A 17,298-nucleotide genomic window follows, 5' to 3' on the forward strand; every position below is an offset into this window, starting at 1 on the left:
GCCAACGGAAACAAGAGAAGATGAGGAACTTTCTAGCCTCGTTGAGGCTGCAAAAAGACAATCCGACTTTTCTGACGGCGCAGTTCCAGGCCCTGTCGTCGCAGATCCCCATTCTCTATGTTCTCTTGATCATCAATGCGCTTGCGGTGGCGATCACCCATCTCCAATCCGCGCCCCTCTGGCTCTCCTGTTATATTCCGGTCGGCTTGAGCATCGTCTGTATTTTCCGGCTCTGCTGGTGGGAGACCAGAGGCAAGGACATCACCGCCGAGCGGGCCTACCGGCTGATGAAGGTCACCATAGCGGGCGCCTGCATCCTGTGCGTTGCCTTTGGCGGCTGGGCGATCGCGCTCTACCGATATGGCGATGCGTATCAGCAGGGCCAGATCGCCTATTTCCTGGTCGTGACCGGGATTTCCTGCATCTTCTGTCTGATGCATCTGCCGCTGGCGGCGGTGCTCACCACGATCATCACCTTCTCGGCCATGGTCGTGACCTTCATGTTCTCGGGTAATCCGGTTTTCGTCGCGACCGCCGTCAGCGGCCTTTTCCTGATCCTGCCCTTTCTCCGGGTGATCGACAGCTATTTCCAGAACTTCGTCGGCCTCGTGCGAATGACCGAGGAGTTGAAGCAGAAGCGGGCGGAAGCCGAAGAGCTGAACCTCGTCAACAGCCGCAACGCCCTGCACGACCAGCTGACCGGCCTTGCCAACCGCCGCAGTTTCTTTCTCTCGCTGGAACAGCGGCTGCAGAAGCACCCGTCTCGGCCGCCCGTCATCGGCATTCTCGATCTCGATGGCTTCAAGCCCGTCAACGATGTCTTCGGCCATGCCGCCGGCGATCTCGTGCTCAAGGAGACCGCCCGCCGTTTCAGCGCGCTGCTCGGCGAAGAGGGCATCGTCTCCCGTCTCGGCGGCGATGAGTTCGGCATCATCTTCCCCTGTTCGATGACACGCCAGGCAATCGCCGATCTCGGCCAGGCGCTTTGCGCCGCCGTCCGCGATCCTTTCGAAATCCCCGACGGCTCGGTTCGCGTTTTCGGTTCCTGCGGCATCGTCTATCCCGACGCTGGCGAATACACCGCCGAAGATCTCTACGAGAAAGCCGATTTTGCCCTCTACCAGGTCAAGAGCAAGCGCAGCAGCGGCGTCGAATTCTTTTCAGCCGAGCATGAGAAGATCCTGACGCAGCGCCACCTGATCGAACTCGAGCTGCAGGCAGGCGATTTCGCCAGGGAATTGAAACTCGACTATCAGCCGATCGTCGAATTGAAGAGCGGCCGCGTCGTCGGTTACGAGGCGCTCGCCCGCTGGGACAGCGCCCGCTTCGGCCGCATCAGCCCGGCAGCCTTCATCCCTGCTGCCGAACGCACCGCCGTCATCGGCCGGATGACGCGCATCCTCTTTGCCAAGGCGCTCGAAGCGCTGGCGATCATTCCCCGCCATCTCAAGCTCTCCTTCAATCTTTCGGCGCGCGATATCTGCGACCATGAGACCTCGATGGCGCTGCTTGCCATGATCACCCGCTCCGGCATCGATCCCCGGCGCATCGAATTCGAGATCACCGAGACGGCGCTGCTCTCCGATTTCGACACCGCCGACCAGGTTATCTCGATGCTGCGCGCTGCCGGCATCTCGATCGCGCTCGACGATTTCGGCACCGGCTATTCGAGCCTCAGCCATATCCATCGCCTCGGCTTCGACAAGCTGAAGATCGACAAGGCCTTCGTGATGAATTTCGATCGCGACGCCCGTTGTATGAACATTACCCGTTCTGTCGCCAGTCTCTGCCAGAATCTCGGCATCGCCTCCGTCGCCGAAGGCGTCGAAAGCGAAGCGATCGCTGAAGGATTGAAGGCGATGGGCGTTCGCCTGGCGCAGGGCTATCATTTCTCGCGGCCGCTGCCGCTGGAGCTGGCCATCGATTATGCCGCCCGCTGCGAGGCCGCCGCCTCCGCTCGGGATTCGCTGTCTGCCTGAACCGACCTAATTCGACTGGAGCGATGGTGCATCGTCGGCTATTCCTAGTCGTAACGGATGAGGTGAACCATGCAGGACGGCGAAGTCATTATCGAGCGGCAGGGTACTGCCGGCATCATCCGGCTCAACCGGCCGCGGGCGTTGAACAGCCTGACGCTGCCGATGATCCGGATGATCACCGAGGCGCTTGATAGGTTTGCCGATGATGCCGAGGTGGCGAGTGTCGTGGCGACGGGGGAGGGCGAGCGCGGCTTCTGCGCCGGCGGCGATATCCGCGCCCTGCATGAGAGCGCCCGCACCGGCGACGGCCTCGCGAGCGCCTTCTGGCGCGAGGAATTCCGCCTCAACCATATGATCGCCGTCTACCCCAAACCCTATGTCGCGCTGATGGACGGCATCACGATGGGCGGCGGCGTCGGCCTCTCCTCGCACGGCCGCCACCGCATCGTCACCGAGCGCACCCGCCTGGCCATGCCCGAAACCGGCATCGGCTATGTCCCCGATGTCGGCGCCACTTGGCTGTTGCCGAAGGCGCCGGGCGAGGCCGGAACGTGGCTGGGGCTGACCGGGCTCGATATCGGTGCCGCCGATGCGATCCATGCCGGGCTGGCCGATCTGCAGATCGCCTCGTCGCGCCTCGGCGCGGTGGTCGAGGCGCTGTCGGCCCTGCCGCGCGGCAGCGCGGCCAGCGATGTCGATGCCCTCTTGCGGGGGCTTGCGGAACCTGCCGAAGACAGCCGGCTGCGGCGGAACGCGGCGATGATCGATCGCGCCTTTCGTTTCGACAGCGTCGAGCAGATCCTGGCAGCCCTTGCCGAGGAGGAGGGCGACTTCGCCGCCGAGACCCGCGGCGTGCTGCTGACACGCTCGCCGACCAGCCTGAAACTCGCTTTGGCGCTCTTGAGAGCCGGCCGCCGCAGCGCCTCGCTTGCCGAATGCCTCGGCCGCGAACTCGGCGCCTGCCTGCAGATGCTGGATAATCCGGATTTCTTCGAAGGCATCCGCGCCGCCGTCATCGACAAGGACCGCAATCCGAAATGGTCGCCGGCGTCCGTCGAGGCGGTGGGAGCTGCAAGGATCGAGCATTTCCTGAAGCCGGCCGAACCGCCGCTATCTCTCTGAGACGATACTCGATTTATCGCCACATGCCGCGCATGCGGGCGCCGACATCGATGCGCATCTGCCGCACATGCGCTTGCGCGGCGGTCTCCGATTTCACCTGCGGCCAGCTGCAGGCCTCGAAGAATTGCAGCAGCGTCGCCGGAATGAAGCGGCTGCGCGAGGCATAGACGTGCCGGTCGCCCTGCGCATTCTGCCCATAGGTGAAGAAGCGTTGCGGCACGACGAGGTCGAGGCTATCGCGGGCGCGGGTCATCGCCACATAGAGCAGCCGGCGTTCCTCCTCGATTTCGGCGCTGGCGCCGACGGCAAGATCGCTCGGAATGCAGCCGTCGACGACATTCAGCATGAAGACCCTCGTCCATTCCTGGCCCTTGGCCGAGTGGATAGTCGAGAGGATGAGATAATCCTCATCGAGCAGCGGCACGCCCGCCTGGTCGCTGGTCGCATCCGGCGGATCGAGGGTGAGTTCGGTGAGGAAACGTTCGCGCGAGGCATAACCGCCGGCAATCTGCTCGAGCTGTAAGAGATCGGCCTGCCGCGTCGCCGCATCCTCATGCAGCCGTTCCAGATGCGGCGCATACCATTGCCGCGCCAGCTCGATTTCCGCCGGCCAACCGGCCTTGCCCGACTTCATCTCCTGCAGCATGGAAACGAATGCCGTCCAGTCCTCGCCGGAGCGTGGCGGCGCCGGCATGGCGGCCAGCGCCGCGAGCGGGCTCGCATCCTCGGCCATCAGGTCGAGCGCCTTTTGGGCCGTCGACGGCCCGACACCCGGCAGGATCTGCATCAGCCGGAAGCCCGCCACCCGGTCGCGCGGGTTCTGGGCGAAGCGCAGGGCGGCCAGCATGTCCTTGACATGGGCGCTGTCGAGGAATTTCAGCCCGCCGAACTTGACGAAGGGAATGTTGCGCCGGGTCAGTTCGACCTCCAGCGGTCCGCTGTGATGCGAGGCGCGGAACAGCACCGCCTGCTGCTTGAGCTTGAGGCCTTCCTCGCGATTGTCGAGCACCATGTCGGCGACATACCGCGCCTGGTCGGCCTCGTCGCGCACCGTGACCAGGCGCGGCCGCTCGGAGGATTGCCGCTCGGTCCAGAGATTTTTGGTGAAGCGCTCCGAGGCGAGGTCGATGACGGCGTTGGCCGCGGCCAGAATCGGCTGCGTCGAGCGATAGTTGCGGTCGAGCGTGACGATATTGGCGGCCGGGCTGAAGGCGGCGGGAAAATCGAGGATGTTGCGCACTGTCGCGGCCCGGAAGGAATAGATCGACTGCGCATCGTCGCCGACCACCGTCAGCCCCTGGCCTTGGGGCTTGAGCGCCAGCAGGATCGAGGCCTGCAGCCGGTTGGTGTCCTGATATTCGTCGACCAGCACATGGTCGAAGCGGCTGCCGATATCCTCGGCAATCACGCTCTCGCCGACCATCTGCGCCCAGTAGAGCAAGAGGTCGTCGTAATCGAGCACGTTCTGGCTCTGCTTGGCCTCGACGTAACAGGCGAAAAGTTCGCGCAGCTGTTTCTCCCAGGCCGCGCACCAGGGAAAGGCGTCGCGCAGCACCTGGTCGAGCGCCGTCTCGGAATTCACCGCCCTGGAATAGATGGCAAGGCAGGTGCCTTTGGCCGGAAACCGGCTTTCCGTCTTGGAGAAGCCGAGATCGTGCCGGATGAGGTTCATCAGGTCGGCGCTGTCTTCGCGGTCATGGATGGTGAAATCGGCATCGAGGCCGATCTGCTGGGCATAATCGCGCAACAGCCGCGCGCCGATGCCGTGGAAGGTGCCGGACCAGGCAAGCGCATCCGTCATCACACCGGCATTCGCACCCAGCACATCCCGACAGATGCGCTCAACGCGGCGCGCCATCTCGGCGGCGGCCCGCCGCGAGAAGGTCATCAGCAGGATGCGGCGGGGATCGGCGCCCTTGACGATCAGATGGGCAACCCGATGCGCCAGCGTATTCGTCTTGCCCGAGCCGGCGCCGGCGATGACCAGCAGCGGCCCGGCAATATGGCTGCCGTCGGTGAGCGTGCCGTGCTCGACGGCCATGCGCTGCTGGGGATTGAGCTTTTCGAGATACATCCAGCCGTCCGGTCGGGCTCCCGCAGAATCACTGGGGAAGATTAGATGTTCCTTGAATGTTCGCGATTTCAGCTGCTGTCAAGCCTGGAACGGCGCAAGTCTCAATCGGGGAAATCCGGGCCCACCACGCGCCGCACCAGCTTCAGGCTGCGATCCGGCTGAAGAATATAAGTTTCCTCAACGCGCTGGCCGGTCCCGTCGTAGAACTGGTGGTGGACGGCGCTGCCGACCGGCGATTTGGTGAGCTTCGTCCGCGGCTGGCCGCCATAGGTGATGCTGCCGGGAATGGGGTCCAGCGCCGGCGTATCGGCTGACGAGCAGCCGGCGAGCAAGACCCCGGCAAACAAGGCGAGCAGCAGCACTTTCATCGTCGTCATCCCCCTTCCGACTGCGACTAAATATGGAAACCGCGAAAGCTTCCGCCAAGGGTAGGCCAAGCCTGTCCCGCAGAAATACGCGCGAATATCCGGCCGAGACCGGCGGACCGCAACGAAAGCGCTGTTGCGGCGTTAACCTGACATACCAACTTCAGGAGAGGCTTAAGTGATCGGGTTTCCTGTATTCCCCGACCATGACGAACCCGGCCGGCAGGGCCATGGCGAGGCGGCGACACGCGCTTCGGTGGAGAGCGCCCTTCATGCCGCCGCAGATCTCGACGCTGAGGAGATTACCGTCGGCGTGCTCGGTTCCTATGTCATCCTCGACGGTTTCGTGCGCCGGCGCGGCGATGTCGAGCGGGCGGTCGCGGTCGCCGAGAGTATCGTCGGCCGAGGTTATGTGCACAGTCGCCTGTTGCGGCGCTGAGGGAACCAAGTGCCCTCCCGCGGGTTGAAATGCCGGATCGAAACGCTGGAGACCCTCATGCCGTCGCTTCCTCGCCTCTCGGCAATCACCGTGATATCGGCCGCTGCCTTTGCCGGCTCCGCCTATGCCTCGCTCGAAACCGGCACGAATTATTCCGCGCTGCCGAAGGACCAGATCGCTCTCAACGAATATACCGGCGCCGTTGCCTGCACGCCGGCCGAGCCGCACTATCTCCCCTCCTTCATCCGCGCGGGCGATGGCACGATCATCGGCGTCGGTTATATCGAGGTGGAGAATGAGGGCGCCGCGGACTGTTGAAAACAGTCCTGCTCAAACGAGGCTCGCCTGCGTTGCCGCAGAGGTGACGAGCCTCTGACCATCATCATGATGGCTGGGCGTCTTCTAGGAATACACCTGTCCCAGGCGCAATGCCCGTTGCACCAAAACCCGCCACAAGTTCGATGCAGGGTTAAGTAAATTAAAGCGTTGCACCGTTCCGGCACATTCCGTTTACGGAAATGCCGGCCTGAGTACGTTCAACGGGGCGGAGCGTGCTTTCGCGTCCTGTCGGACGCTTGGGCGCTCTAAAACGCGTCGCGATCTTTCAGATTCGCTCCTTGCGCTTTAGCTCTTTATTTCCTCGCATGTCGTTGCCGCAAAACCGCTGCACACTTTTGCGCGACATACTTTAGTGCAGTTTCAGCTTCGCCTCTTCGGCCGCCGCCAGAAACTCGGCTCTCGCCTCTTCCACGCTCTTGCGCCCATCGAGCGCTGCCCGGCAGGTGCTGCGGGCCTTGATATAACGCAGCCCGCGCGAGTTCGGCCAGAAATCCGCCAGGCATTTCAACGCATCGAACGGACCATTGACCGTTCTAAGATCGGCTCCCTCGAAACCAACCTTGACCGGGCTGTTCCATTTTTCAGTTGCCATCGATGCTCCTCCATGATTGTCGACAGAACAAAGGATGCAGCGCCTCCCTATTCCTCCGTAAAGACGCCGCGATAGTTAATTCTAGCGTGATTTTTGCCGGCAGCAATGGGCAGATGGTTAACGAAGATTACGCTCATTTTCGTTTCTCGTCGCCATCCGCTTCGTTCGCAGACGTTAGCTCGCGCAAGTACGACGGGACATCGCGTGCTTCGGCGGCGCGTTCTTTGGTCGCAGCTATCATCTCGGTACGTCTTCCTTTGAAAGTTTGCTGCCCAACGACCCTCCACCTCCTCATCTTACTAGCGTTTCCGGCATCGAAGCGATATCAACAAAGCAACGTCAGACTGAGATCTCACAATTGACCGAGTTCGAAATACGCAAAATCAAGGAAAGCAGAGGCGCCGACGTTGCTTGGAGAAGGCTCTCTGCATTTCAAGACGTGGAGCGATCCGCAAATAGATTAATCGTTGAACGCACGATACCTGTTAGATTTCGCGACAATGTCCGCAAGCAGATGCACCAGCTCTCATTCGCTATCGGGCAAGCGCGGGAATTTTTCAAGTCGGCGGAAATCAGCGGTCCCTCGACTAGAGCTCTGATGGCATATTACGGCCTAACCGCGTTGGCAAACGCCGAGATTCTATGGCACGGGAATGGAGATCACAGCTTCGATGCTAGAGCGCAGCGCTCGAATTCGCACGGTTTTAAATTGGTCCAAGGTCAATCGCTATGGGACTTCGCTGCACGTCCTACTGAAGATGCCTCGGGATTCAACGGGCTTTTTGGTCTTTGGCGGCAGTTTGCTTGCCATATTCCACTTTACAGTCGTTCGACCACTTACCATTGGGCTGGAACAAGAAGTAACGTACATCTCGCTTCTACTCACACGCCGTTAGCGAATGTAGTTCTTCCCAACGCATCTTTAACCCTCGGCGACTGCCTGAAACACTTACCGGCTCTACGGTCGGTTTTGGACCTCCATGACCAAGAAACGGCCCTATGCCGAGGAAAGATTGCTGAGGAGATTCAGGTGGACGAAGATTGGAACCGTGTCTCGCTTACCCGCACATTTTTTATGCATCACGTGCCTCCTCCGGTCCTTGATACGGTAGGAGCAAAATTCACGATGCATCCGAACTGCGTTAACGAGTTCCAGATTTCAGAAGTCGGCGCGGGTCTGATCATAAAGTGGACGCCATCACTCTTAGACCAAAAATACGCGAAATCCACATTCACTATGCCAGAAGCCTTTGCGGACGCTGACGATGTGTTGTTTTTCGTAGGTGCCGGCGACTACCTCAATGAGTTTGGCTATTATTATATTGCACTCTACATCGCCGGAATGATTACTCGGTATCATCCAAATATTTGGATCAAGGAGCAGCGTGCCAGTTCTTCTGGCGCCACCTTGATCGACGAGCTGGTCGAGCATGCAATCAATCGAGTACCCCTGCTTGCCCTATCCGCTCTCGAACGCTCGATCTACATTTATGAGTGATTTCTTTTGCTTCTGGGGATGAAAAGGCATTGAACCCCAGTAGTTCGACCGAACATCAATAGCTCTGATCGCATTTGGCTATGCAAATTGCGCTCTGTTCTCCTGCTTCATCCGGGCGCAATGCCGAGGCGCCACGCGAGCAAGTTAATTGATTTCGATAGAGAAAACTGGTGCTGCCGAGTGGGATTGAACCACCGACCTCACCCTTACCAAGGTAGCGTGACGAGTGGAAAATCATGCTTTCTTCCCAAAGCGATAGCCCTTGCGCTTTACGGGCTGTGTCTGGATTGCGCCAATCTTCCCATTTTGACGGTCGAACTTTTCCGCCAGCTTCCGGCCAGCATCCTTGCTGTGAACGTATGTTTCCAGGAACAGTTTGGCCGACTTCCATCCACCTGCATCCATCGCAGCCTTAATGTCCGCGCCTTCGCCGGTCATCGCATTTGTTCCGAACGAATGCCGGCCTGCAGAGTGCGTCGAGCGCGCGATAATCCCCGCTCTCTTGCAAACCTTCGCCATGCGGCGATTGACCGACGCCCTGTCGGTATAGCTGAATACCCTCTCCCCCTCGTGAATGCCAAGCGCGGCGATCCGGACAATAAGCTCTGTCGTCAGATGCCTAACCGACCATTCTTCGGTTTTCGTCTTCGCCAGCACCGCAGTGCGCTCGCCAAGATCGACATGCTCGCCCAGAAGATTAACAGCCTCAGAAACGCGCGCGGCTGTCTGGTGCATAAACAGAACGCAAGCAGACAGATGCGGTAGGCCGTCCGCGTCAGCTTGGGTGAGGAACGCATCGAGCCACGCCCGATCGACTGGCTTATGTTTATTCGACTTCGGGACATCGAACATCTTCACCTTTAGCGGGCCGCACCAGCCCAGATCGTGGGCGTGGTTGATCACCGCTCTCGCAGGAATGACGGCCTGCCTGTTCCGCGTGGCCGGCGAATGCTTCGGATAGACCGTGAGCGCCATAGAGCGGATCTCAGCAGGCTTTATCGTTCCAATCGCGCGCCCTTTGAAGAACTTGATGACGGGTGCCAGGTATCGCGCTTCGCCGCCCTGCTTCATGTAGCTCGTGGCCGCTTCCTCGAACAGCCTTACGGCTTCTTCGCCATAGGTATGACGTTTCCACGCCGTTGCCTCGAAATGGGCGGCGAGTTCGCTGGCTTTTTTCTTGTCGCGAGTCTTAAGGCTTCTTCGAATGCGCTTTCCGCCGATAGTGCCAACGGCGTACCAGATACCATTTCGCTCTTGGAGTTCGAGGTCGGACATGAGAGAGATTCCCGCAGGAGAGCAATGTGCTCCGGATAAAAGACCTTCCGGACGCCGCGGCGCTCATAGTGCTTATGCAGCTTCAGAACGTCAACGAGGTATCGACGAGAAACGCCGAGGAGCATGGCCGCTCCGTCCATATCAACAGGGGCGATCTTTTGCGCCCATTCCGGTAAAGATGGTGCGCTCACGTATCGCCTGCCTTCCTCGCCCGCAGCCGTTCATGCTGTAGCTGGGCAGCCGGATCGGCAAAGGTGAAGGGTTTGGGCTCGGGGGCCGGGGCAGCGTCCGACTTCAGCGCACGGATGGCGGTATCGTCGCCGACGAGCCGTGTTCCTGTCGGTCTAGCCGCGTGATATCCGATTTCCCGCAGCAGATTGGCCGCATCGTTTCTCAACGGCTCGTCCGAGATGTACCAACGATTGAAGAAGGACACAGGCCCCGTGCGTTCCAGCGCCATATTGTGGAGAATGTGAAGGGCACGCTCTAGTTGGTGTTCGTCGCTCGCCATCACAGCCACTCCTCATCACCGCAGTAGCGGCACCGGTAAACGTTGAAGGCAGCACCGCGACCAGCGCACACCACATGATCATGGACGTGGTTACAGGGCGGCTTCGGCTTTTCTTCATCCGCCTTCGCCGCCGCTTCCAGCGCAGCGTTCCGAATATCGGCTTCATTCGTGGTCATGGATAATACCTCACCGGGTTTGAAGCGCTGCAGCCCTGAGACTGGCAGAATTCATCGAACTCAAACCATTGGCAGTCGGCGCAAATGATCGCGCCGCGTCGATATCTCGCCTTGATAGGCAATCCATCGTGCCACGTTTCAGGCACTTCGGCATGGCGAGGCCGGCGGGCTAGATCCCCGCAATATCCGCATTCGTCTTTGACTTTTACGTATCGGCTCACGTCTCACCAACCTTTCCATGATCGGGAGAGGAGCGGATGGCGGCGCGAGCGTCCATATCGTTGTTATGGTGGCGGATCGCCCAAGCGAAGCTGGCGCATCCCGGCCCGAGGTAATTGCACTTCACACATTCGACATGGCGCCACCCATCGTAGTTGAATATGTTGAGGTTGTCTGCGTCGTTGCATTCCGGGCACGGCTTCATCTTAGGATAGGTCATTCGCCGCCATCCCCATTGCCGTCTCCCCCTGCTTCGCTGACGGTCATGCCGCCCTCGAACCTAAGTTTAATGTCGTTATAAGAGCCGTGCCGGCCTTCCGACCAGTTTATGGTCACCAACCCGCTGTAGATTGGACTGGGCGGCGCTCCTGTCGGGAACATGGTGCTGAAGTTCGCCCGGAACGACACGGTGAGGCTGTCCATTCCGTGTTTGCGTGCGAGCGCGACAACACCCCGCGCAAATGCAGAGTGCTTTTCGCTTGGGGCTGGATCTCTAACCATTGCCGTTCTCCTTCCTGGTTTCGGCTAACCTCTTGGCCGGCCTATAGAAGCCTGTTCCAACGACCTCTTCGTAAAGCTGCCGCATTATCTCCATGGTGCTTTCCATACGGCGGCCGTGCCCTACATTCTCCGCTCCGAAGATCGGCTTATCGTAGTATCCCGGGATGGCGAGGCCGTGATCGTACCGGATTGCCATGGACCTGAGCAGCGCTTCCGGCGGATCCACAGGCACGGCTACTGTTTTCTTTCTTATTTTTAACGGCTTCGAGCTTTGGGTGCCGTGTACTTTCCTATCTGCTGAGTTCTCTTTGGGAGTCTTCCACTCAAGGTGCCCAGGCGTCACGCAGCCTTCGTGTCCATTGCCGCACGAGTGCGCCGCTTGATGCTCTGGAGATGGTGGAGCGCCATGCACCAGTTTGCATATGTAGCGACTGGTGATCACTCCCTTATCACCGATATATAGTCTGCCGTACCCGTTGCCGTCCCTGCCATACGGCCATGTTAAGCAGCCATCTCCGCTGTACTGCATGACAACTTCACGTATGAAGCGTAGAGGCTCGCCATGCGCAGTTCCGCCTCCTAGAGGAGTTCCGTACCGACACAGGCGATCGTAATGTGGCTTACAGCATCCCTTGCAGTACCGAGGCTTTGGACAGTCCGTGACTGAACAGGGTTTTGCAGCCATGGTTAAGACCTCTCTTCGTAAAGGGGACGGGCAGGAAGCGGCGGCTTAGAGACGCGCCGTTCCGCCTTCTCGGATTTCGGGAAAGGTGCGCCGCGGAGTTTGCCGGTCGGTCGGATGGTGCCATTATGCTTCATGCGGACCTTGGCGGCCTTGGCCTTGGCCTTCAGGTCGATTGCTGTCTTTCCGACATGGCAGAAGCGATGAACCGGGCGAAGGTTGCTTTCCGTGTTCGCGCCGCCGTTGACGAGAGCCTGGACGTGGTCAAGGTCATAGCCCTCGATATCCTTGATCGGGTTCGAACAGAGGTAGCAGCGCTTGTCGTGGCGCTGGAATATCCTGTCGCGGACGCGGGGGGGCGGCATGCTGTCGTCGGTCTTGCCGATCCACTCATCAACGCTGCGCATCTGACTCCCCCCTGTTGGAGAGGGCGGCTGTCATTGCCGATCGCAGATCAAGCAAAGCGTCCTGCTGGTTCCGATGAGAGCGCTTGGCCTTCTCCAGTCGGGAGCGGTTGGCGCTGTATCCGGGGATAACCCTTGCAAGGCGCTGGTCGGATTTTGCAAGGCGGCGGGCGGCCTGATACGAGAGCCAGGAGCGGATGACGCGACGGGCGAGGCGATCGAAACTGGTCATGCTGCACCGCCTTTCTCGTCGGCAGCGCGACGGTTCCACATCTCGATAACGTCCATGCCTTCGCGCGGGGTGAAATCAAACCCGCATCGAATGCAGTCGATTGCATATGGCTTGCCGCCACCGGGCCAATTATGCGCCGGATACAAACCGTCATCTTTTCCGCAGAACGGGCAGGGCTTGAGGGGTTCGCTCATGCAGCTTGCTCCTTCACCTGCTCTGGAGTGATGCCGAATTCCGCCGCGATAAAGGCCAGCGCCTCGACGAGGAAGACGCCGAACGTCTGCTCATCCATCGCCCTGAAAGCCACGCTGGCCGGGATCTTGACGATGTAGCCTGCAAGCTTCACGTCTTCGGTGAATCCTGTCCCAAGTTTCACGGCGCCGTGGAGTGCGTCATCGGTAACGGCGCAGTGAGTCGCCTTCCGAACTTCGCGAAGGAAAGCTCGGTAGAAGCGAAGACGGCTAGGCATTCGTCCGGTATAAAGATCGACCTTGATGCGCTGGCCGGCGGGAAACTCGCGGATCATCTCGCGGTCCATTTCCATTTCGCCAATAAGGCGGTCGCCATCGCGGATGACATAGAACGGGGCGGTTTCGCTGCTCTTCTTCGACATGGCATCACCCCGCAACTGGCGTTGATTGCATTGCGATGAAGTCGGCCTTCATCTTCTCCTTCTTCGTCGTGAAGTCGGAAAGGGCCTTGGTGCCGAATGCCTTGATGATGACGGCGTTCTCGTCCCAGAAGCTCTTGAGGCCGCCGAGCGTTTGAATGCTGGTCATCTCCTCCCAGAGGCTTTCGCGGCGGATATCAGCCTCGCAGCCTTCGAGGCGGTCGAGGAGTGCCGCGCGCCACGCCGCCGTCCAGCCGTCTTTCTCTGCCTGGTCGAGATACTGCTTGCGAAGATTGTCGAGGCCTGCCATCGATTTGACATCGACAATATCGGCTTCAAGATCGGCCATGATCTTTTCCCACGCCCCGCCGCGCTTCAAGCTGGCGGATGATTTGGTTTCTACCCGCGAATCCTTGAAGTCGTCCGCCTCCTCTTCGGAGTAGACGAGGCCATGAATGCCGACGAGCTTGAGGACAACGCGGTCTTTGGCGCGCTTCTCAGCCATTGCCCACGGATAGGCGTTCTTGCAGTTCTTCGAGCTGGCCTCACCGGTGGACCAGTCCGACCGGTCGCCAAGCGAACCCGACACAGCGAGAACGGCGATGCCCTTTTCGGTGTCGGCTTCGATGATCGTCGGCATCGAGAACTTGACATCGGCCTTGGTAGCGACGACTTCGAGCGCGGCATGTTTGGCGACCCACTGCTTGTTCTGCGGGATCTGCCAGAAATCGGACTCTTGCAATCCGTACTTGACGCGGATAGCTTCAATTCTCGGATCAAGCGGCATTTTGGTTCTCCTTAAACGTCATCTTCATCAAACGTGGCTCCAATTCTCTCGCCGCGTTATTCTTCCGATTTGCGCTCGATCGACATTGAAGAGCCTGCTAACTTCTTGTTCAGTGAGGCCGTCAGATCTAAGTTTGCGGATCTCGACGACCTGCTTTTCAGAAAGCTTAGCCATCGCGCCCTTTTCGCCGCGGCCGATCGTGCCGTGCTGAATTTTGTCTAAGTTGTTTTCGGACGGAGTTGCCCACCGAAGATGGCGGGGATTGATGCACCCGCCTCTCCCGCAGCTATGAGCGGCTTGATGAGATTTAGATGGAGCCTCGCCATGGGCGACCTCACAAACAAACCTGTGGACGTAAAAGCGAATTCCCTCTCCGAATTCAATAACGCCGTATCCCGCGCCTGCTTTCGCATATGGCCAGTCGATGCAATCCTCTGTTTCAGAGGCAATAACGTTCTGAATGAACCGCTCCCCATCTCGAGGTGATGACCCGCCGCCTAGGGGGGTGCCGTGCTTTTTCAGCCGATTATAATGGGCAGAGCAATAACCTGCTCTAAAGACATCTTTGCTGCAGTCTTCGACCTTGCAGGTATGCAAGACCGAGATCCTCGATGTGTAGAACGCGCTATCTTCTTCGCGGTTTTTTGCCCACTTCAGCAGGACTGTTTTTCTAGGCTCTGGAGCAGTGAGAGCGGTTAGCCGATACTCTTCTGCATCCTTCTTGGCCTTCAAAGCCAAGGCGCGAAATTCAGCGGGCGACATGGCTGACATTCTCCTGTGCGATAAGCTGCTGCGTTTTCAGATACGGCTCAGCCCGAGCGGCGACCACAAACGCGATGAAGAAAGCGATCGATCCAACCCATGCCGCAGTCATGAGGATGTCTTTGACAGAGGCGCGGTGAGTAGGGGCCGTAGATGCGGGGCGGGCTGCCTTGCATTCTTGTGGGGTGCAGGCGCATTCGCGAAGGTCACGGAGATGGCAGGTCATGGCAACGTGTCCTCGAAACGAGCGTGCTGCAGGCCGTCCAACTGCACATGTCCAATGTTTTCGCAGGACATCATCTTCAGTCGCAGGCCGATGTTGTTGCCGGGGCCGAGCTGGTTCATCAGCCAGCCGACGCAATGCGCCTCTTCGCCAACCCGGCTTTCATGGCAGGCGAAGACATGGCCGGTGCCGCGCAGTGAATGCGGGTCGGCAATCGTGCAGGAGAGAGCTTGGTGCAGTTGTTCGCTATAGCCGCCGGGGATTTCGTTCGGGTCAGTGCTGACCTTCCACGGACATTTTTCGCACTGGCGAAGGCGCTTGAGCTTCCACTTCTCGCTCATATCCCCCTCCCTATTCGCCTGATTGGAGATTGGAGGAGCGGGCGAGGATCATGGCGTCTGCGATGTGATAGGCGCGCTTAGCCACCTCAACTTGGTCGTCATCGATCGTGTTGATCCAGCCTGTGTGACGGAACATGCCCGCCAACGCATGACCAGCGAAATAATCCCGAAGGCTCATGCCGGGGAAAGCCAAGCCGCCGTCGTCAATTTGCTTCTTCTCTGCCATTTCCGTTTCCTCTATATATCGCCTTGGATGTGCCCCGAGAAAACGGGACACGCCGAAGACGATCGATCAGTCTGCCGGCTGCTCTCGCTTGAAGACGGTGACGGTGACGTCATGCGGCCATACCTGATTGACTTTGACGCCTTTCGGGCCGTCGTCCTGCATCTCGGTAAGGCCGCGAGACCACGAGATTTCCCAGTGCGAAAGATCGCGCTTATCTTGGTAGACAGAGCGGTACTGGCCTTCCCACCGGGTCGATCCGGTCTGCTCGCCCTCGATGACCGCGACGAAGTTTTCAGCGTCATCGTCGTCTTCCCATTCAAGAATTGCCTTCGCAGTTTCGATCTTCATTTCAGTTTCCTCTTCCGTTTGAATTGATTGGTTGATCGCCTATCGGAACCGTGCTGCGCTATCGAGCGCGCGAGGCTCGCCGCGGTAATCGGATTGGGGGATCTGGCAGCAGCATGTAATGCGATGGATTAGGTTCACTGTCGCGTTCGTCCATCCACAGCCAGCCGCCATCGTATTCGTCGAATTCAAGCCAGGCGTTGTAGAAACTGCCGCCCTCGTAGGCGAGGACTTGCTTGCCTTTGGAGGCGTCGGCCAGAAGCTCTTGCGTTGCTTCTGCTGGGACTTTCTTCCATTCGCTCATGCCCGTTCCCTCGCCATATCCGCCCCACGGACGATCAGCCCGAGAAGGCCGGCACGAGGCTTGAAAAGTGGTATCGGAGGCATCTCGCCAGAAACTGCGTCGCTCCACTCAAGCTGGGCGTGTCTGCCGTTGGCCGTCTTCTCGTCGTAGAGGACTTCGGAAATGGCCTTGAAGAGCTGCTGCGAGAGGTTGGCGGCACCATCCCTGTTCGGACGCTCCAGCCAGTTGCTGTCGAGGCGGATTGCCGTGACGACGAAGGCGTCAGTGTCGCCGCTGTTGTCAGCGAGAACAGCCTGTCCGTAGAAGAGCGCGCCGTCGCCGAAGGAAGGGATCTGCAGCTCTTCGAAGAAATAAACGGTCTCAAGAGACATCTACTTGCCCTCTGCTTTGGCGATGACAGAGCGAGCCCACTTGACGTTGTGCTGTTTTTCAGGGTCGCCAAGTTTGTTGATCGTGGCATATTCGACCGTCTCGGCTACCATCGCCTTGAGAACATCAAGAAGCTCAGGAGCTGCAGCAATCAGGTGCGCGTCTGCCTCGTAGTTTCCGTTTTGATTGGCGAGAGCGACGAACAGGCCGTCATACTCACCAGCGGGCCCATAGATCGCAGAATGAAAGTTCCCCATCTGCGGCTCGTCCTTGGTAGTAAAGACCTCCCACGGCCCCGGCGTATGCTTCTGTTTTGTCTCGGTGCTAGGCATGACTAAATCCTCTCGCCGCTGGCGTTCATCCAGCGCCACTCGTCCACTCGGCGTTCCAACTCTTCGATCCGGTCATCGCTGATGTCGTCGAACCACATGTCCGTCATGCGGGCCACGAGCCGGTGGAAACGGTCTCCAGAGGGTAACGGGCGTAGAGATGGTTGAGCCGCCCACGAATAACCTCAGTCTCGTCAGTCTTTGCGAATACTTCGACCATGGATGAACGGTATGCGTCGGACCGCCGAGAGTCTGCGATCGCAGCTTCGACAGTGTCGCCGTAGCCGTATTTGGTCGTTCCTCTGAGGAGGTACGTACGGACCGCGACGAACTGCGCCGTTATGTGCGGGAAGTGCATAGGTTTGTCCCTTCGGCGCTGATACCGCAATCTCCATTGCCTGCTATCCGCATGGTCCACGGTCCCGGTGTGTGCTTGCTGATCGTCATCGTCTCGTCCTCGGTTAAAGCCGGTCCCTGCCAGTGGGCTAGGGGGTGGGTGCGGGTGTTCGTTGAGGAAGAACGTACGCTTTGTACGATCGAAGGTCAAGTACGTTTTGTACGATTTTCGGGAAACGGACGAATTAATCGTCGTAC

Annotated in this window: 26 protein-coding genes; 5 read left to right on the forward strand and 21 right to left on the reverse strand. The window is 59.2% G+C overall.

The annotated features are described in order from the left end of the window. The first annotated feature begins 20 nt into the window (after positions 1-20). On the forward strand, positions 21-1,979 hold the full coding sequence (locus AF337_RS16125) for a putative bifunctional diguanylate cyclase/phosphodiesterase (RefSeq protein ID WP_049732813.1): 1,959 nt from the start codon (positions 21-23) through the stop codon (positions 1,977-1,979). Positions 1,980-2,048: 69 nt separating this feature from the next. Next, the gene (locus tag AF337_RS16130; RefSeq protein WP_049732814.1) at positions 2,049-3,101 is read left to right on the forward strand and encodes an enoyl-CoA hydratase/isomerase family protein; all 1,053 of its coding nucleotides are present in this window, start codon (positions 2,049-2,051) and stop codon (positions 3,099-3,101) included. 13 nt (positions 3,102-3,114) lie between these two features. Here AF337_RS16130 and AF337_RS16135 read toward each other — a convergent pair whose 3' ends face one another. Together AF337_RS16135 and AF337_RS16140 are read right to left on the reverse strand one after the other, a co-directional pair. Next, complete coding sequence (locus AF337_RS16135) at positions 3,115-5,175, reverse strand: ATP-dependent helicase (protein ID WP_049732815.1); 2,061 nt, start codon at positions 5,173-5,175, stop codon at positions 3,115-3,117. Between the two features lie 101 nt (positions 5,176-5,276). After that, on the reverse strand, positions 5,277-5,543 hold the full coding sequence (locus AF337_RS16140; protein WP_049732904.1) for a putative periplasmic lipoprotein: 267 nt from the start codon (positions 5,541-5,543) through the stop codon (positions 5,277-5,279). A gap of 175 nt (positions 5,544-5,718) precedes the next feature. Between AF337_RS16140 and AF337_RS16145 the strand changes: the two genes are divergently transcribed. Both AF337_RS16145 and AF337_RS16150 read left to right on the forward strand, forming a co-directional pair. Next, a complete protein-coding gene (locus AF337_RS16145) occupies positions 5,719-5,979 on the forward strand; it encodes a BON domain-containing protein (RefSeq protein ID WP_049732816.1) in 261 nt (86 codons plus the stop codon). A 57-nt stretch (positions 5,980-6,036) separates the two neighbouring features. Next, a complete protein-coding gene (locus tag AF337_RS16150; RefSeq protein ID WP_049732817.1) occupies positions 6,037-6,297 on the forward strand; it encodes a hypothetical protein in 261 nt (86 codons plus the stop codon). A gap of 370 nt (positions 6,298-6,667) precedes the next feature. Here AF337_RS16150 and AF337_RS16155 read toward each other — a convergent pair whose 3' ends face one another. Continuing rightward, positions 6,668-6,910 carry a DUF982 domain-containing protein gene (locus AF337_RS16155; RefSeq protein ID WP_049732818.1) on the reverse strand — a complete coding sequence of 81 codons (243 nt, stop codon included), beginning with the start codon at positions 6,908-6,910 and terminating at the stop codon, positions 6,668-6,670. A gap of 358 nt (positions 6,911-7,268) precedes the next feature. Between AF337_RS16155 and AF337_RS42290 the strand changes: the two genes are divergently transcribed. Continuing rightward, entirely contained in the window at positions 7,269-8,408 is a 1,140-nt protein-coding gene (locus AF337_RS42290; protein ID WP_152971105.1) for a YaaC family protein, read from the forward strand. A gap of 234 nt (positions 8,409-8,642) precedes the next feature. Here AF337_RS42290 and AF337_RS16165 read toward each other — a convergent pair whose 3' ends face one another. From AF337_RS16165 to AF337_RS16250, 18 genes are all read right to left on the reverse strand, one after another. Then, entirely contained in the window at positions 8,643-9,683 is a 1,041-nt protein-coding gene (locus AF337_RS16165; RefSeq protein WP_049732820.1) for a tyrosine-type recombinase/integrase, read from the reverse strand. Between the two features lie 187 nt (positions 9,684-9,870). Beyond that, positions 9,871-10,194: a hypothetical protein gene (locus tag AF337_RS16170; protein WP_049732821.1), complete on the reverse strand. Its 324-nt coding sequence runs from the start codon at positions 10,192-10,194 to the stop codon at positions 9,871-9,873. Continuing rightward, positions 10,194-10,370 carry a hypothetical protein gene (locus AF337_RS43270; RefSeq protein WP_160320318.1) on the reverse strand — a complete coding sequence of 59 codons (177 nt, stop codon included), beginning with the start codon at positions 10,368-10,370 and terminating at the stop codon, positions 10,194-10,196. The genes AF337_RS16170 and AF337_RS43270 overlap by 1 nt, the downstream gene beginning before the upstream one ends. A gap of 217 nt (positions 10,371-10,587) precedes the next feature. Further along, positions 10,588-10,809, reverse strand: a complete 222-nt coding sequence (locus AF337_RS16175) for a YheV family putative metal-binding protein (RefSeq protein WP_049732822.1) — start codon at positions 10,807-10,809, stop codon at positions 10,588-10,590. Next, positions 10,806-11,012: a hypothetical protein gene (locus AF337_RS16180; RefSeq protein ID WP_152971106.1), complete on the reverse strand. Its 207-nt coding sequence runs from the start codon at positions 11,010-11,012 to the stop codon at positions 10,806-10,808. Before AF337_RS16180 ends, AF337_RS16175 begins: the two co-directional genes overlap by 4 nt. Before the next feature lie 70 nt (positions 11,013-11,082). Beyond that, positions 11,083-11,433 carry a hypothetical protein gene (locus AF337_RS42295; RefSeq protein ID WP_152971107.1) on the reverse strand — a complete coding sequence of 117 codons (351 nt, stop codon included), beginning with the start codon at positions 11,431-11,433 and terminating at the stop codon, positions 11,083-11,085. A gap of 344 nt (positions 11,434-11,777) precedes the next feature. Continuing rightward, entirely contained in the window at positions 11,778-12,179 is a 402-nt protein-coding gene (locus tag AF337_RS16190) for an HNH endonuclease (protein ID WP_049732825.1), read from the reverse strand. Continuing rightward, entirely contained in the window at positions 12,166-12,408 is a 243-nt protein-coding gene (locus AF337_RS16195) for a hypothetical protein (protein WP_049732826.1), read from the reverse strand. The genes AF337_RS16190 and AF337_RS16195 overlap by 14 nt, the downstream gene beginning before the upstream one ends. Next, the gene (locus AF337_RS16200; RefSeq protein ID WP_049732827.1) at positions 12,405-12,602 is read right to left on the reverse strand and encodes a Lar family restriction alleviation protein; all 198 of its coding nucleotides are present in this window, start codon (positions 12,600-12,602) and stop codon (positions 12,405-12,407) included. The genes AF337_RS16195 and AF337_RS16200 overlap by 4 nt, the downstream gene beginning before the upstream one ends. After that, the gene (locus AF337_RS16205) at positions 12,599-13,021 is read right to left on the reverse strand and encodes a hypothetical protein (protein WP_244471270.1); all 423 of its coding nucleotides are present in this window, start codon (positions 13,019-13,021) and stop codon (positions 12,599-12,601) included. The genes AF337_RS16200 and AF337_RS16205 overlap by 4 nt, the downstream gene beginning before the upstream one ends. Before the next feature lie 4 nt (positions 13,022-13,025). Continuing rightward, positions 13,026-13,805: a hypothetical protein gene (locus AF337_RS16210; protein ID WP_049732829.1), complete on the reverse strand. Its 780-nt coding sequence runs from the start codon at positions 13,803-13,805 to the stop codon at positions 13,026-13,028. 27 nt (positions 13,806-13,832) lie between these two features. Continuing rightward, on the reverse strand, positions 13,833-14,567 hold the full coding sequence (locus AF337_RS16215) for an HNH endonuclease (protein WP_049732830.1): 735 nt from the start codon (positions 14,565-14,567) through the stop codon (positions 13,833-13,835). Positions 14,568-14,789: 222 nt separating this feature from the next. Then, on the reverse strand, positions 14,790-15,131 hold the full coding sequence (locus AF337_RS16225) for a DUF6283 family protein (protein ID WP_049732832.1): 342 nt from the start codon (positions 15,129-15,131) through the stop codon (positions 14,790-14,792). 10 nt (positions 15,132-15,141) lie between these two features. Further along, positions 15,142-15,357: a hypothetical protein gene (locus AF337_RS16230; RefSeq protein WP_049732833.1), complete on the reverse strand. Its 216-nt coding sequence runs from the start codon at positions 15,355-15,357 to the stop codon at positions 15,142-15,144. A 66-nt stretch (positions 15,358-15,423) separates the two neighbouring features. Further along, positions 15,424-15,705, reverse strand: coding sequence for a hypothetical protein (locus AF337_RS16235; protein WP_049732834.1), 282 nt, complete (start codon positions 15,703-15,705; stop codon positions 15,424-15,426). 58 nt (positions 15,706-15,763) lie between these two features. Continuing rightward, complete coding sequence (locus AF337_RS16240; RefSeq protein WP_049732835.1) at positions 15,764-16,006, reverse strand: hypothetical protein; 243 nt, start codon at positions 16,004-16,006, stop codon at positions 15,764-15,766. Then, positions 16,003-16,377 (reverse strand): hypothetical protein, encoded by a 375-nt coding sequence (locus AF337_RS16245; protein ID WP_049732836.1) that lies wholly within the window; start codon positions 16,375-16,377, stop codon positions 16,003-16,005. The genes AF337_RS16240 and AF337_RS16245 overlap by 4 nt, the downstream gene beginning before the upstream one ends. Beyond that, a complete protein-coding gene (locus AF337_RS16250; protein WP_049732837.1) occupies positions 16,378-16,707 on the reverse strand; it encodes a hypothetical protein in 330 nt (109 codons plus the stop codon). It lies immediately after the preceding gene. Positions 16,708-17,298 lie beyond the last annotated feature (591 nt).

The sequence above is a fragment of the Rhizobium ecuadorense genome (assembly GCF_001187535.1).
Classification (GTDB): domain Bacteria; phylum Pseudomonadota; class Alphaproteobacteria; order Rhizobiales; family Rhizobiaceae; genus Rhizobium; species Rhizobium ecuadorense.